Source organism: Nostoc sp. TCL26-01 (genome assembly GCF_013393945.1).
Taxonomy (GTDB): Bacteria; Cyanobacteriota; Cyanobacteriia; order Cyanobacteriales; family Nostocaceae; genus Trichormus.
The window spans coordinates 4,867,467-4,882,595 of the sequence record NZ_CP040297.1; the positions used below are offsets into that span (position 1 = coordinate 4,867,467).

Annotated in this window: 14 protein-coding genes and 1 other RNA gene; 12 read left to right on the top strand and 3 right to left on the bottom strand. The window is 42.2% G+C overall.

Features of this window, described 5'->3' with window-relative positions; all coding sequences use genetic code 11:
• Positions 1–393 precede the first annotated feature (393 nt).
• Both FD725_RS21015 and FD725_RS21020 read left to right on the top strand, forming a co-directional pair.
• Positions 394–1,332, top strand: a complete 939-nt coding sequence (locus FD725_RS21015) for a M23 family metallopeptidase (protein ID WP_179049939.1) — start codon at positions 394–396, stop codon at positions 1,330–1,332.
• A 123-nt stretch (positions 1,333–1,455) separates the two neighbouring features.
• Positions 1,456–2,004: a late competence development ComFB family protein gene (locus FD725_RS21020; RefSeq protein ID WP_179049940.1), complete on the top strand. Its 549-nt coding sequence runs from the start codon at positions 1,456–1,458 to the stop codon at positions 2,002–2,004.
• Positions 2,005–2,115: 111 nt separating this feature from the next.
• On the opposite strand, the gene FD725_RS21025 is transcribed toward FD725_RS21020, so the two are convergent.
• Positions 2,116–2,934, bottom strand: coding sequence for a L,D-transpeptidase (locus tag FD725_RS21025; RefSeq protein WP_179049941.1), 819 nt, complete (start codon positions 2,932–2,934; stop codon positions 2,116–2,118).
• 270 nt (positions 2,935–3,204) lie between these two features.
• On the opposite strand from FD725_RS21025, the gene FD725_RS21030 reads away from it, so the two are divergent.
• The 3 genes from FD725_RS21030 (at position 3,205) to FD725_RS21040 (ending at position 5,538) form a co-directional block, all read left to right on the top strand.
• Positions 3,205–3,357, top strand: a complete 153-nt coding sequence (locus FD725_RS21030; RefSeq protein ID WP_179049942.1) for a hypothetical protein — start codon at positions 3,205–3,207, stop codon at positions 3,355–3,357.
• A 743-nt stretch (positions 3,358–4,100) separates the two neighbouring features.
• Entirely contained in the window at positions 4,101–4,757 is a 657-nt protein-coding gene (locus FD725_RS21035; RefSeq protein ID WP_179049943.1) for a sigma-70 family RNA polymerase sigma factor, read from the top strand.
• A gap of 157 nt (positions 4,758–4,914) precedes the next feature.
• Positions 4,915–5,538: an anti-sigma factor gene (locus tag FD725_RS21040; protein ID WP_179049944.1), complete on the top strand. Its 624-nt coding sequence runs from the start codon at positions 4,915–4,917 to the stop codon at positions 5,536–5,538.
• Here the strand turns inward: FD725_RS21040 and FD725_RS21045 are convergent.
• Positions 5,531–5,959 carry a gamma-glutamylcyclotransferase gene (locus tag FD725_RS21045; RefSeq protein ID WP_179049945.1) on the bottom strand — a complete coding sequence of 143 codons (429 nt, stop codon included), beginning with the start codon at positions 5,957–5,959 and terminating at the stop codon, positions 5,531–5,533. The genes FD725_RS21040 and FD725_RS21045 overlap by 8 nt on opposite strands.
• Before the next feature lie 87 nt (positions 5,960–6,046).
• Between FD725_RS21045 and leuS the strand changes: the two genes are divergently transcribed.
• Complete coding sequence (gene leuS / locus FD725_RS21050; RefSeq protein WP_179049946.1) at positions 6,047–8,668, top strand: leucine--tRNA ligase; 2,622 nt, start codon at positions 6,047–6,049, stop codon at positions 8,666–8,668.
• Between the two features lie 38 nt (positions 8,669–8,706).
• Positions 8,707–9,285 carry a Uma2 family endonuclease gene (locus FD725_RS21055; RefSeq protein ID WP_179049947.1) on the top strand — a complete coding sequence of 193 codons (579 nt, stop codon included), beginning with the start codon at positions 8,707–8,709 and terminating at the stop codon, positions 9,283–9,285.
• 52 nt (positions 9,286–9,337) lie between these two features.
• Here FD725_RS21055 and FD725_RS21060 read toward each other — a convergent pair whose 3' ends face one another.
• A complete protein-coding gene (locus FD725_RS21060) occupies positions 9,338–9,814 on the bottom strand; it encodes a Uma2 family endonuclease (protein ID WP_179049948.1) in 477 nt (158 codons plus the stop codon).
• Positions 9,815–10,298: 484 nt separating this feature from the next.
• On the opposite strand from FD725_RS21060, the gene corA reads away from it, so the two are divergent.
• The 5 genes from corA (at position 10,299) to FD725_RS21085 (ending at position 14,713) form a co-directional block, all read left to right on the top strand.
• A complete protein-coding gene (corA, locus tag FD725_RS21065; RefSeq protein ID WP_179049949.1) occupies positions 10,299–11,453 on the top strand; it encodes a magnesium/cobalt transporter CorA in 1,155 nt (384 codons plus the stop codon).
• A gap of 39 nt (positions 11,454–11,492) precedes the next feature.
• On the top strand, positions 11,493–12,197 hold the full coding sequence (locus FD725_RS21070) for a hypothetical protein (protein WP_179049950.1): 705 nt from the start codon (positions 11,493–11,495) through the stop codon (positions 12,195–12,197).
• A 59-nt stretch (positions 12,198–12,256) separates the two neighbouring features.
• Positions 12,257–12,699, top strand: an RNA gene (gene rnpB / locus FD725_RS21075) — RNase P RNA component class A.
• Positions 12,700–12,853: 154 nt separating this feature from the next.
• The gene (gene rnc / locus FD725_RS21080; protein ID WP_179049951.1) at positions 12,854–13,573 is read left to right on the top strand and encodes a ribonuclease III; all 720 of its coding nucleotides are present in this window, start codon (positions 12,854–12,856) and stop codon (positions 13,571–13,573) included.
• 87 nt (positions 13,574–13,660) lie between these two features.
• Positions 13,661–14,713: a Gfo/Idh/MocA family protein gene (locus FD725_RS21085; protein ID WP_179049952.1), complete on the top strand. Its 1,053-nt coding sequence runs from the start codon at positions 13,661–13,663 to the stop codon at positions 14,711–14,713.
• Positions 14,714–15,129: the final 416 nt, after the last annotated feature.

Genomic DNA, 15,129 nt, shown 5'->3' on the forward strand with positions numbered 1-15,129 from the left:
GTCATGAGGAATTTTCTCTTCTCAAATTTTCTTATACTCTGCCTACTTTGGCTGAAAAGCTAACTATGTCAATTATTAATTATTTTTAACATATGTTTTAAAAACATCACACAGACATAATTAACAACTCTAGTACTGAAGTAAAACTGCAAACATTAAAAATCAGGGTTTACTCTGAAAAACAATTTAGACCTCTAGCCCTCTCCTGCTTTGTTGTCTTAGTTAGGATAAATATTATTTGCAATTTAGTACATTATAGTTAGTATAGTTTAGTCCCTAGAGCATTTTTCAAGACTATGCTTCATAGTCAAAAAAGTTTGCTTTATGGCGAAACACTAGCAATTATCAGCTAGTCTTTTTCTCAGCAGAAGTGAAGCATTGCTAGCAAGTTATATGACTATTGAAATTTTTCAGCACAATGATCACAAGAGGTTAAGTTGGTTTGGGAGCAAAGAAAAAAAACATTATCATTGTTATCAAATAAACTTATTAATCGGCTTGTTTGCCACCTTACCTGTGACTTTGGCATTACCTGTAGAAGCTTTGCAAGTAAGGGTTATTCCCAATAATCCTCGGCTAGGAGATACAGTTTCTGTGATCATCAATTTAGATAATCCAGAAAATAACAGCAACCCAACCGTATCTGTAGGTGAAAAAACTTACCCAGTTTTTGAACTAGCACCTAACAAATATAGAGCATTTTTACCGACAACTCCCCTAGAAAAACCAGGTACGAGAAAACTCAGAGTTGCTGGTGATGGACAGGTGCAAGAAGTATCAGTCACCGTCGGGAATCGTAAATTTCCTGTGCAACGCATTACTTTGCCACCAGGAAAATCCGCCGATGGTGCTACTGAATACGAACTCAACCGTGTAGCAGCCTTTAAAGCATTACAAACTCCACAAAAGTATTGGAATGGGCTATTCCTCAAACCCAACAATGGGCGAATGAGTACACTCTATGGTGTACGTCGTTACTACAATGGTAAATTTGCCAATGACTACTACCATCGTGGACTTGACTACGCAGGTGCAGCAGGTTCTCCCGTCACTGCACCAGCTGCGGGAAAAGTGGCTTTGGTCGGCAGGGTATCCCAAGGATTCCGAGTTCATGGTAATGTAGTTGGCATTGACCACGGTCAAGGAGTTGTCAGTATTTTTATGCACCTGAGCCGGATTAATGTTAAAGAAGGTGACATAGTTAAAGCTGGACAATTAATTGGCGCAGTCGGTTCAACAGGCGCATCTACCGGGCCGCATTTGCACTGGGGTCTGTATGTCAATGGGCAATCCGTAGACCCAACATCTTGGCGAACAAAGACTTTTGAATAATAGGAGTGTAATTATCACTTCTATGCTTGACGTTGTATATTTTTTGTCGATAATTAGGCAAAATAAGTTTGAATTGGTTCTGTCCCTAACTTGCTTGGGTGGCTTAAATTTAGAATGAGCGTTATGAGTATTGAAAAAATTGTAAAGCAAGCTCTCCAGGATGGTTATCTTACACCAGCAATGGAAGCAGAAGTCGGACGTATTTGTGATAACGCATCAGAACTCTCCATCGAAGAGTACATGGCGCTAGATCAGTTAATGGGAGCATTATTGACTGGTGAAGTAGTAGCTGTTCCTCGCAAACAGTTTATTAATGTCATGGAAGAGTTAGTATTAACTGAGGCGATCGCTCGTGTAGCAGAAATTGAAGCAACTAGTGAGAGTTCCATCGATGTTGGGGATATCGCCGCCTATGCCCTCAACCGTCTTCCACCCCTATACGCCACCACAGAAGAAGGTGCAAACTACCAGCGCCAACGGGCCAAAGCAGAACTTCAAGAATTTATCACCAAAGAGGTAACAGAGGCAATTAACCGCAACCTCGACCAGCCCAACGACAACAGGACACCATTTGTCACCAAAACCACTGGTAACGAAGTGTTACGTCAAGTCAGCAGCTTATTACAAGTCTACGCTCCCAGCTTTGAGCAAAAATCTGCTGATGAAGGGTAATGGGGAGTGGTGAGGGAGTGAGGGAGTGAGGGAGTGGGGGAGTGCTGAGTGCTGAGTGCTGAGTGCTGAGTTTTGACCAATGACTAATGACTATTGACTAATGACTAATGACTAATTCTGCACTACCACAGATGTACCTACCTCTACTTGGTCATACAATAACCGGACATCCGCATTACGCATCCGCAAGCAGCCGTGAGAAATAGCTGTGCCGAGTAGGTGTGTTTCTGGTGTACCGTGAAAGCCAATTTCATTGCGTCCATCAGACCAAAACCCAATCCATCGTTCACCCAAGGGACTATCAGTCCCAGAGGGAAACACTTTGCCTGTGATGGGGTGTCGCCAGATGGGATCGTGCTGCATATCTTTGACTTTAAAAGTACCTGTAGGCGTTTCCCAACCCTTCTTACCTATAGCAATTGGGTAACTAGCTATCACTACATCCCCTGAATAAACATAAGTCCGGCGATCGCTTAAATCAACTACCACCTCTTTTTTCCCATTGCTCAATTTACTCGGTGATGGTTTTGGTAATGATAACTGGGGAAATATTGAATCTGATTGGTTAGAAGAGTCAGAATTTTTGGGAATTGCTGGTGTCAATACCTGAGTTTTGTTGGGTTTGCTAGTCTCTAGATTTACATTTTGGTTAACAGTATCTGATTTATCCCCAGACTTGATAGCCGAAGACTGAGATGAAGAATTTTTATCTAGAGTAGACCCACCAGGGGGTGCAGAAGCACCAAAAGCGGTTTCGCCTAAACCTCCTCGGTAAACACCTCCAGGGCGATTTAAGCTAGCGGAGATTTGTTTTTTAAACTGCCCCTGGGTTGTGGTAATTCGCCAATAGACAGCTAGCGATAAAACGGCTGTGCCAAAGCAGAGAAACATCACCATACGCCCAACAGATTCATTTCTTACCATTGCCATCGCTTATTGTTTATCCCTGACATCTTCAGCCGATTATATTGAACATCTTAATTACCCAGTTATCAAGAATTTATCAATTCTTCTTTATTTCCTCACAACTCTGCCAACACCATTGGGCAAACTAAGGCTATTGGAAAAGTACAGCCAGCAAAATTTTGGAGCAGCAATTTATTGACTTGAAGTTTCTCGGACATACTTTTTCGTCTCAAACTTCTCTGTAGTCTCCAAGTGTAGCAACTAATCATTAATGGTGTGAGCGAGAGAGAGACCATGTTAGAAAAACTGTTATTAGCAGCCACGATTACATTTGCCCTCAACTTATTTTTTCACATCCGTGTGCCTCATCCACCCAATTCTGAGGCTAGTTACCAACAACACATAGAAACATCAACAACAATTTTGGTAAAAAGACCGGAAAGATAACATTTTCTGGTAGCTACAGACCCACACAGCCTTTTTCATTAACATGAGCGACATCACTCTAGGGATTTCCAACTGAAAAAATATACAATCGTTTTGGTGAGCAGGGGAGGCAGGGGAGGAAAAAGCCCATGATCATATTTGCTCTCACCCATTGAATATTTTATTTTTTGGAAGTCCCCTAGACTCTAGTCCTTAGTCTCACCGCCTCTCTTTTAGTTTTAATTTAGAGAGTTGGGACTTCAGTTAGTTGCACTCTGCTGTACATATTAAAGCATCAAACAAATCTTTACTAGACTTAGAAAGTAATCTCCTTACTACTTAAAATACTGTTTAAAAAATCCAGTTTCTGTCTGCCAAATAACTAAGTTTTAGGACTTACGCAGTGCTAGAGATGTTTCGCACTTTTTGTCAATAGTCCCAAGTCCAAATACCTTAATTTGGAACGCAGTCTGGTTCCAGTCGAGAGAACTGTCCACACGGCAGTCGCCCCAGTCACCCCTACCGTTTTGTGAGAAATGCCGGGTAAGTCCTATCAATATACCTGTGACTTGACAGATGAACCGTAATAGTCGAAAAAGTTACTAGGCAATAACTATTGCTCAAAAGTAAAGTTTTGCGTAGACAGAAAATCGGCAAAACTTTAGATAACTCAGTGTTACAGTCCCAAATCCGGCACTTATTCAGGAACAAGCCACCAATTAGCGAGTCTAATAGAAAGGGATGATTTACAACCAGTACGATCTATGAGTCAATCGATTGCTGTATCCTGGTCAACGGTTGATGCGAGGTGTCCAGAGGCATCGGTGCAAGTTGACAAGCTCTCAAATCACGATTTAATCTTGCGTTGTCAAGTCGGACTACGCCCAGATCGTGTTGCTTTTGCAGAACTACTGCGCCGCTATCAAACCCAGGTTGATAGAGTTTTGTATCACCTAGCCCCTGATTGGTCAGACAGAGCCGATTTGGCTCAAGAAGTTTGGATTCGTGTGTATCGGAATATTAGCCGATTACAAGAACCTGCTAAATTTAGGGGCTGGTTAAGCCGCATTGCCACCAACTTGTTCTATGACGAATTGCGTAAACGCAAGCGCGTTGTTAGTCCTTTGTCATTAGATGCTCCCCGTTCTGTTGATGACGGTGAGATGGATTGGGAAATTGCGGGAGATACACCAGGGCCAGAAGAAGAACTGACCACTAGAGAATTCTACGAACAACTGCGAGAAGCGATCGCTGATTTACCGGAAGTATTCCGCACTACCATAGTTCTCAGAGAAATCGAAGGCATGGCATACGAAGAAATTGCCGAAATCACCGGCGTATCTCTGGGAACCGTGAAGTCAAGAATTGCCAGAGCTAGATCCAGATTGCAATCTCAGTTGCAGAATTATCTTGACACTTAATTTACAGTATCTTTAAGCTGTCCTCTGGCAAAATTTAAGCATTGATTAAGAATTGTGAGGAAACTGTATTTTACCTTGGCCATCAAAACAAGAATTGATGAAATCTTCAGGGTTGCCTAGTCTATTTACCTATAGATGAATTGGTAATAATGTTAGTATGACTACTGATTCTCACTTTAATAACCGTTGTCGGTGGCAATTTCCTAGAGATTTAAATCCAGAAGAGATGGTTAAGCATACCAACGAAGCAACGGGTGCTGTAGACATGGTAAAGCGCGATCGCTTTGAATTACTGAGTGCTTACCTCGATGGCGAGGTGACAGCTGCCGAACGTAGACAAGTAGAAAACTGGTTAGCAGAAGATGAAGCAGTTCAACGACTGTATGCCCGACTACTCAAGCTCAGGCAAGGTGTGCGGACAATGCCAGTACCAGCAGCCCCACAATCCCCAGAAATAACAGCTAATCAAGTATTTGCCAGAGTTAACCGCCGTTCTCGGTTAGTTTGGACATTGAGTGGTGCAGCAATAGCGGCTTGTGTGATTGGTGTTGTATCTGGCTGGTTACCAGGCCGGGAAGCAGGAGTGCCACAACTGGCAAAACAACCAGTAGCCCAACCCACTCCAGTGGCAACTAAACCTGTAGCACCTACAGCCGCACCTCTGATGGTGGCGCTAAACAACCCAGTCATCGAAATACCCAAAGCCGCAATAGCTTCTCCCCAAAAGCCAGCGAACTCACAAAAACCCCGACTAGGAGAAGTTAACTCTGGTATCAACTAAAACTACTCCACCAGCCATCAGGTAGGGGAACACCCCCTAGCTGTTTAATTTTTTCTCGGTTCATCAAGTAGACCCAGGCTAAATCTAGAACTAGTCCTTCTAGATTGTCAACTGGAATCTGCTGGCGATAATAAAGGTTTTGGGACATATGCCTGTGAGGTTGGTAATCTTCCAACTCATCCAGCTCATCTAAAATTCCCCAATCCGCAAACGAGAGTACATATCCCTGAACTAGGTCTTCTCCTGTCGTCATGGCTGGATAACCCATTGGCAGGGCAAATAGTTGACCTAGTGCAGTTGCCCTTTGGCTAGCTAACACCTTGCCAGCACAGTATCTGTGATAATTGACTTCACCTGGTTTGAGTGTCCCGTAAACAAAAACCTGCACTCTACCAGAAAATTTTGTGGTCAATTTAGTCATCCCTTGTGTCAACCAACAGATTCCTTTGCCTACCATCATCTACAATATGGAGGCAGACAAGATTGCAGTCCAGTAGGAGAATTTTCGGTGGATTCCCGATACAACCCCAGCACAATTGAGGCAAAATGGCAACAAACATGGTTAGAACTGGGTTTAGATAAGACCCCAACACAGAGCAATAAACCAAAATTCTACGCTCTATCCATGTTCCCCTATCCATCGGGTAGCCTACACATGGGTCACGTCCGTAATTACACAATTACCGACGTAATCGCCCGCCTCAAACGGATGCAAGGTTATCGGGTACTACATCCAATGGGATGGGATGCCTTTGGCTTGCCAGCAGAAAACGCCGCTATTGACCGGGGCGTACCACCATCCAAATGGACTTATCAAAATATTGCCCAAATGCGGCAACAATTGCAGCAGCTGGGTTTATCTATCGACTGGGATAGTGAATTAGCTACCTGTTCCCCAGATTATTATAAGTGGACACAGTGGATTTTCTTGCAGTTTTTGCAAGCGGGGTTGGCTTATCAAAAAGAAGCAGCCGTCAACTGGGACCCCATTGACCAAACTGTCTTGGCTAACGAACAAGTTGATAATGAAGGACGTTCTTGGCGTAGCGGTGCTATCGTCGAGCGTAAATTGTTGCGTCAGTGGTTTTTGAAGATTACTGACTATGCCGAAGAATTATTAAACGACCTGGATAAATTGACAGGTTGGCCAGAACGAGTCAAATTAATGCAGGCAAACTGGATAGGGAAATCCACAGGGGCATATTTGGAATTTCCCATTGTCGGCAGTAGTGAGAAAATTGCTGTCTACACCACCCGTCCTGACACAGTATATGGGGTGAGTTACTTAGTATTAGCACCAGAACATCCCCTCACTCAGCAAGTCACCACCAAAACCCAACAATCAGCTGTCAACACCTTTGTTCAAGAGGTGACAAATCAAACTGAGTTGGAACGTACCGCCGAGGACAAACCCAAGCGCGGTGTCCCCACAGGTGGCAAAGCCATTAACCCATTTACAGGGGAAGAAGTACCCATCTGGATTGCTGATTATGTACTGTATGAGTATGGTACTGGGGCAGTGATGGGTGTACCTGCCCATGATGTGCGGGATTTTAAATTTGCTCAAAGATATGATTTGCCCATTGATTTTGTCATTGCTGCCCCAGAAGATGTAGCAGGTTTTGACTTAAGCCCAACAGTAGAAACAGAAGAAGTTACACAACTCGTCCAAATTGAATACAACGAGGCGTACACAGAACCAGGAATTTTGATTAATTCTGGTCTGTTGACTGGGATGAATTCTACAGAAGCTAAACAAGCAATTGTTAAATATGCTGAAACCCAAGGTTTTGGCAAAGAACGCATCCAGTATCGCTTGCGGGATTGGTTGATTTCTCGACAACGTTATTGGGGCGCACCCATTCCCGTGATTCATTGCCCCAACTGTGGCATAGTACCCGTACCCGACCAAGATTTACCCGTGCAATTGCCAGAAGAAGTGGAATTTACCGGACGTGGTGGTTCACCGTTAGCGCAGTTGGCAAGTTGGGTAAATGTGCCTTGTCCGACCTGTGGCACTCCTGCTAAACGGGAAACAGACACGATGGATACCTTTATTGATTCCTCGTGGTATTTTTTACGCTTTCCTGATGCACAAAACCAGCAGCAGGTGTTTGAGTCAGCCAAAACGAATGACTGGATGCCTGTAAATCAATATGTAGGTGGCATTGAACACGCGATTTTACATTTATTGTATTCCCGGTTCTTTACAAAAGTGCTAAGAGATAGAGGTTTGTTGAATTTTGATGAACCCTTCCAACGCTTGTTAACTCAAGGGATGGTACAAGGTTTAACTTACTTAAATCCTAACAAGGGCGGTAAAGATAAATGGATTCCTTCTCATCTTGTAGACCCAGCTGATCCCCGTGACCCCCAAACAGGCGAACCCTTACAACGCCTTTACGCTACTATGTCCAAGTCTAAAGGGAATGGTGTTGCACCAGAAGACGTAATTGGCAAGTACGGCATCGATACAGCACGGATGTTTATTTTGTTTAAAGCACCACCAGAAAAAGATTTGGAATGGGATGAGGCTGATGTTGAAGGACAATTCCGCTTTTTAAATCGGGTTTGGCGTTTGGTGACAGATTATGTTGCCTCTGGGGTAAAGTCTGGTAAATTTCAGTCTGGTGAATTGAGCAAGCTAGAAAAAGATTTGCGTCGGGCAATTCACACAGCCATTCAAGCGGTGACAGAAGATTTAGAGGATGAATATCAATTCAATACAGCTGTTTCCGAGTTGATGAAGTTGAGTAATGCCCTGACGGATGCTGGCTGTAAAGATTCAGCAGTATATGCAGAAGGGATTGAGACTTTGATTTTAATGCTTGCTCCCTTTGCACCCCACATTGCTGATGAATTGTGGCAATTATTGGGTAAGAGTGAATCAGTTCATACTCAAACTTGGCCAGGGTTTGACACTGAAGCTTTAGTCGCTGATGAAATCACTGTGGTGATTCAAATCAATGGCAAAAAGCGCGCTGATATCCAGGTTCCATCTCAAGTAGATAAAGCTGCCTTAGAGAAATTGGCATTGGAATCAGAAATAACTCAGCGTTATATCGAGGGTAAAGAGATTAAAAAGGTGATTGTTGTGCCTGGGAAGTTGGTCAATTTTGTAGTTGGTTAGTTGTACTCTGTCAACGCACAAGAACGGAGAATATGCTGATGACAGCACTGACACTAAATCTCAATTCTGTGATTAAACTGACAACAGAACAGTTTTATCAATTGTGTGTTGAAAACCCCGATTTAAAATTAGAACGCAACACCCACGGAGAATTAATTATCATGCCACCCACAGGCGGGGAAACAGGCAGAAGTAATGTTAATTTAATTCTGCAAGTAGCATCATGGAATGAAAAAAATCATGGGGGTGAAGTTTTTGATTCATCTACTGGATTTACTCTACCAAATGGTGCTGACCGTTCTCCGGATGTGTCTTGGGTGGAACAATCTCGTTGGCAGGCTTTGACTAGAGAACAAAGAGAAAAATTTCTGCCTCTATGTCCTGATTTTGTCATTGAAATCATGTCACCATCCGACAATTTAAAAAAGGTTCAAGACAAAATGAATGAGTATATCTCAAATGGATGTCGATTGGGTTGGTTAATCAACCGTAAAAGGCAAGAAGTAGAAATTTATCGTCCTGGACAAGAAGTGGAAGTTTTAAAATTACCCCAAACGCTGTCTGGTGAAAATGTGTTATCTGGATTTGTACTCAATCTCCAACGAATTTGGCTCTAAAAGCTTTGGTTATTTTGTGCAAATGTCAGAGTGCGATCGCTTGATTAATTACTTACCTTTGAATTTGCTTCGGAAATTGCGGAACTAATAAAGATTGTGCTAATTCACCTTGTTCGTTATAAAATTTCATTTCTCCTTGTTCATTACATAACCACACTTCTATAGCTTTAGCTGCTAAATATAATTTTTGTTTAAATTCCATCTCTTCCAAACTGTTACCACTGGATTTAACTTCTACACATATTTCTGGTGCAATCCATGCTGACACTTCATCTTCAATTTGAGTAAATCTTTCCTCAGAACACCAAACAACATCAGCAACTTTCACCCCATCTGACGTGTTTATAGCGCATTCTGGCATCACTTCTCCCGTATGCAGTAAAGATTCTAATAACCGTTGGATTCTCCCTTGGTAAAAAGAATATTTAATTTTGACGGGACTCATAACAATTTGACCCCATTTATTTAATTCAATTTTGAAGGGTAAATCTTGTAAATTTTTATCGTCACAAACTTCTTCCCATTTCATAATTAATGTTGCCTGAGCGCCAGAGAATGATTGATTTAATTTTAGGCTAACTCAAGTCAGAAATGGCGATCGCACTTCAATATGTATAGGACTCATATTTGATTTTTGTTGGCGAAGCCTGCGCTTACGCATACAAAACTCAGTACCAGTGAAGGAACTTCTTACCTATTGCCTATTGCCTATTCCCTATTGCCTACCTACGCAAACTATTTCAGTAATCAAATCGGATTCCTATAGGACATCGCACTGTGGGTAATTACAAAGGCGATCGCACTGGCAGCATATGCAGTTTTAATACAAAAAATCAAGTAAAAAAGTATTAATTTTTATTTCTTTACTGGTTGATTTGGGAAAATTGATCGATATAGATACCCGACTTCTGGTAAAAGTCGGGTATCTTGCTTCTTATGGTTGTTAATTCTTGATTTACTGTCGAGAATGAAGAATGTTTGTCCTGAGACTAGTAACTATTGGGTAAGCGTGCATGATCAGAAAACTTCGTCGCCTTTCCAAAGCCTTCACTAAGCCAGATAAAGATAAATACAAAGATCAGTTCTATCACTACCCAGGCACGTTGCCAGGAACCATTGTCATTGATGAAGATGCACCACCACCGATAATTTTTTTAATTGATTATGGTCATGATAATTTTCTTCGTCAGCAGGTAGCCACACCAGAAGAATGTATCCCCTATTTGGATTCAGATTCTGTTTCTTGGGTGGATGTGCAGGGTTTAGGTAATCAGGACATATTAGAAAGATTAGGTAAAGTGTTTGAGTTACACCCTCTGGTTTTAGAAGATGTGGTAAATGTGCCAGAACGCCCAAAAATAGAAGACTATGACGATCAATTGTTATTTATCGCGCGGATGGTAGTACCTAAAGCAATCAGCTGTGGTTTTTATAGTGAACAAGTGAGTTTAGTTTTGGGGAAACACTATTTGTTGACTATACAGGAAGAACCAGAGCATGATTGCTTTGAAGGGGTAAGAGTGCGAATTGAAAAAGCCAAAGGGACTATCCGCAGGCAAGGGGTTGATTATTTGGCTTATGCTTTGTTAGATGCGATTATTGATGGGTTTTTCCCCGTTTTGGAACTTTATGGAGAGGAACTGGAAGATTTAGAGGAAGAAGTCATTGTTAACCCTACCCGGCAAACACTGCAAAAAATTTATCAAATTAGGCGAGAATTGCTGCAATTGCGACGAGCTATCTGGCCACAGCGAGACGCAATTAATGCTTTGATTCGAGATGGCAGTGAATTGATTAGTGAAGAAGTACGAATTTATCTGAGAGATTGTTATGACCATGCTGTACAAGTCATGGATATGGTGGAGACTTATCGAGAATTAGCATCTGGGTTGATGGATGTGTATCTCTCAGCCGTTAGCAACAAGATGAATGAAGTGATGAAGTTGCTGACTGTGGTTTCGGCTATTTTTATTCCCTTGACTTTCATCGTTGGGATATATGGAATGAATTTCAATACAGAAAAATCACCATATAATATGCCAGAACTGAATTGGTACTGGGGTTATCCACTTTGTATAGCTTTGATGGGAGCGATCGCTTCTGGATTACTATACTTCTTTTGGAAACGCGGTTGGCTAGAAAATTCTTCTGTGATTAGGCGTGATTAATATATTTAAAGAAAATTTTTGTAGGGAGATGATATTTCGATGACACGGAGTAGTGACCAAAATTTAGTGGTTTTGACAATTTATATTATTGGCATATCTTACGTTTTTAATCGCATGGTTGAGTCCATCGATGATCGACTCAAATTTGAGTTTAAAAAAGGGGATGTAGAGGAACAATTAAAAAAACTAGAACTAGACGAAAAAATTGGGATTTCCTTCAAACTCGATGCGTCAAATGCTTATGATGCCGTCAAAGACTTATCAATTAGTGTGGAAAACAAATCTGAGGATTTAGCGATCTATGTTGACTGGGATAATAGTACTTTGATAGTCGATCACACAAAGCAATCTTGTCGTGTGATTCGCAAATCACCAGACTTAATTCGTGACTTGGGTGTACCACAAGTTCTCAGTCTAGTCGCTCCTAAAAGAACTCTCTCAGAAAAAGTGTCAGCAGAAAATCTTTACGAACGAGATAAAGAAACTGGCACTTTTTCCGCAACCAAACCGATAATTGATATCGCTGGGTTGTCAAAAAACAAGAATCAGAAAAAGTTGTATAATGACTTTATTAATGAAAGAGAATCATTAAAATTTTCTCTACAATTAGTTTTACGTTTATCTGAGGTACGTGCAGGTTTAGCTCCAGGTGTCAACGTTCCGCCTGTGTGCATTATCGATTGTCCCTTCACTGTCAGAAAGTTACCCTGGACTTACGCCTTACCTTGGAATAAAAAGAAATAATTAACAACATAATCAACAACGACACTTGACACCATCCAAGACTACACTGGAACTAAGGAGAGAGTAGGCGTTGGCGGTTGCAGGTTAGTTGTAGTGACTAATTTGAGGAAAGTCCGGACTCCCCAAAGACCAGACTTGCTGGATAACGTCCAGTGCGAGCGATCGTGAGGATAGTGCCACAGAAAGATACCGCCATTTTCAGTGAAGAGTGAACAGTTATCAGTAAACAGTTAATACCTGATAACTGATAACTGATGACTGACAACTGAAAAGGGTAAGGGTGCAAAGGTGCGGTAAGAGCGCACCAGCAGTGTCGAGAGGCACTGGCTCGGTAAACCCCGGTTGGGAGCAAGGTCAGAGGAACTATGGTTGGTCTTTTACCAGTTCCGTGAACATAGAGCCGCTAGAGGCGTTTGGTAACAAACGTCCCAGATAGATAACCGTCCTTGTATAGAGCAATCTAGACAATGAACAGAACCCGGCTTACTACCAACTCTCTCCTCTCTAAGGAATCAACAGTCTATAGTCCATAGTCAAAAGTAACCACCATAGGCTATACACTGTTGACTAACAACTAATTTTGGTGAGTAGTCCATAGTCATAGGTAACAACTGTTGACTATTGACTATTGACTATTGACTATTGACTATTGACCAATGAGCCTTGTTTATCCACGCCGTCAGAGGCAACTTGAAAGTTTAGTAAGAAAATTAGGTCTGCCGACAACAGCACCTATTAAATGGGAATTGCTGGATTTGGCACTGACTCATCCAACAGTGTCTGAGTCTGCCAATTATGAACAGTTAGAGTTCGTTGGTGATGCAGTAGTGCGACTGGCGGCGGCTGTGATGTTGTGGGAGGTTTACCCAGATTGCCAAGTAGGAGACTTTGCGGCAATTCGTTCGGTGTTGGTGAGCGATCGCATTCTTGCCCAACTTGCTAGAGAATATGGTTTAGAGTTACATTTACTCGTTGCTGGCAGCGCCACCAGTGACAAAATTGGTCAAGAGTCACGCCTTGCTGATGCTTTTGAGGCTGTTTTAGGTGCGCTTTATCTCAGCACCAATAATTTAGACCTGATTCGTCCTTGGTTAGACCGTCATTTTCAACAACTGGCGGCAGAAATTCGCTCAGATCCTGCTCGACTCAACTACAAAGCAGCTCTACAAGAGTGGACACAAGCACAATTTAAAGTTTTACCAGAATACCGCGTTGTGGAAATCAATCAAGCCAACCGCACTCAAGAGCGTTTCGCGGCTGAGGTATGGTTACACGATAAAAAGCTCGGTGAAGGTAAGGGACGCTCTATCAAAGCCGCCGAACAAGCAGCCGCTAAAGTCGCTTTTATGGGGATTACACCTCAAGAAGAGGTGTAAGGGTCAAGTAATTATCAGTACCTATTGACGCTTCAGGATTTACCCTTGACTATTGACTAATGACTAATGACTAATGACTAATGACTAATGACTAACATCGCTGTGATTGGGGTGGGACGTTGGGGAGTACATCTGTTGCGGAACTTTTTAGCACATCCGCAAGCCAATGTTGTGGCAGTAGTAGATCCCCATCCAGATAGGTTGGCTATAGTAAAGCAGCAGTTTAACTTAGATGATGATGTATTATTGACGACTCAATGGTCTGAGTTGCAGCAAATTCCCGAATTGACAGCAGTGGCGATCGCTACTCCCGCCACTACCCACTATGCTTTAATCAAGGACGCTCTCAACTTTGGCTACCATGTTCTCGCCGAGAAGCCTTTAACTCTAGATCCGATAGAGTGCCAAGAACTTTGTCAATTGGCACAGCAACAGCAGTTAATCTTGATGGTTGATCACACCTATTTATTTCACCCAGCCGTTGAACAAGGACAGGCCGTTGTCCAGTCTGGTAAATTAGGTGAGTTACGTTACGGTTACGCTGCTCGCACCCATTTAGGCCCCGTGCGGCAAGATGTAGATGCACTATGGGACTTAGCCATTCATGATATTGCCATCTTTAACAACTGGTTAGGAAAAGTACCGATTAGTGTACAGGCGACAGGTACAGTTTGGTTACAAGGTGCGAATTATCTCCCCATCTCCCCCTCTCCCCAACCCCCATCAGGTTTAGCCGATTTAGTCTGGGTAACATTGACATATCCTGATGGGTTTCAAGTTTACATCCATCTTTGTTGGCTCAATCCTGATAAACAGCGTAGATTGGCTGTGGTGGGTAGTCTTGGCACGTTGATTTTTGATGAAATGTCAGCATCATCACCTTTGACGTTGTTGCATGGTGAGTTTGAACGCCAAGAAAATCTGTTTTTACCTGTGAATCAAAGCCGAGAGGTGCTGGAATTAAAAACAGGTGAACCGTTACAGCGAGTTTGCGATCGCTTTCTCAATTCTATTTCCCAAAATACAACTCCTGAGATTTCCTCTGGCTGGGTTGGCACAGAATTAGTCAAAATTCTCGCTGCTTTGACAATATCGCTGAATCAAGGAGGTAAATCTGTTCATCTTAGTGAAACCTCTTGACTCATATCTTGCAGCAGGCGACTAGAAGTCGCGGCTACACAGACGAAACCCGCCTACGCGGGTTAAAAGCTTGATTTTACGTTAGTCCGCGCAGGCGGACTTGGTCTGTATAGCCGCGATTTCTAATCGCTAGGGCTAGGTGCAAGATGTGAGTTGACATAATTGCAGCTTTGCTACTTACCTACTTTGATTGAACTCATACCTTAGATATATACAGGTATATACAAAAAGGCAGAAAAAGTATCACAGTCAACCAAGGTATATTATCTCCAGCAAAAATTTCGGTTGCATCAATGACTAGTAAAGACTTTCAATTGTACAAGAAGTTTTTAAAGTGGAAATCTTAGACTTAATCTAAGTTCGACAGATTTAAAAAATCTTTATCTACCTTATGGTAATTTAATTTAAAGATGCCT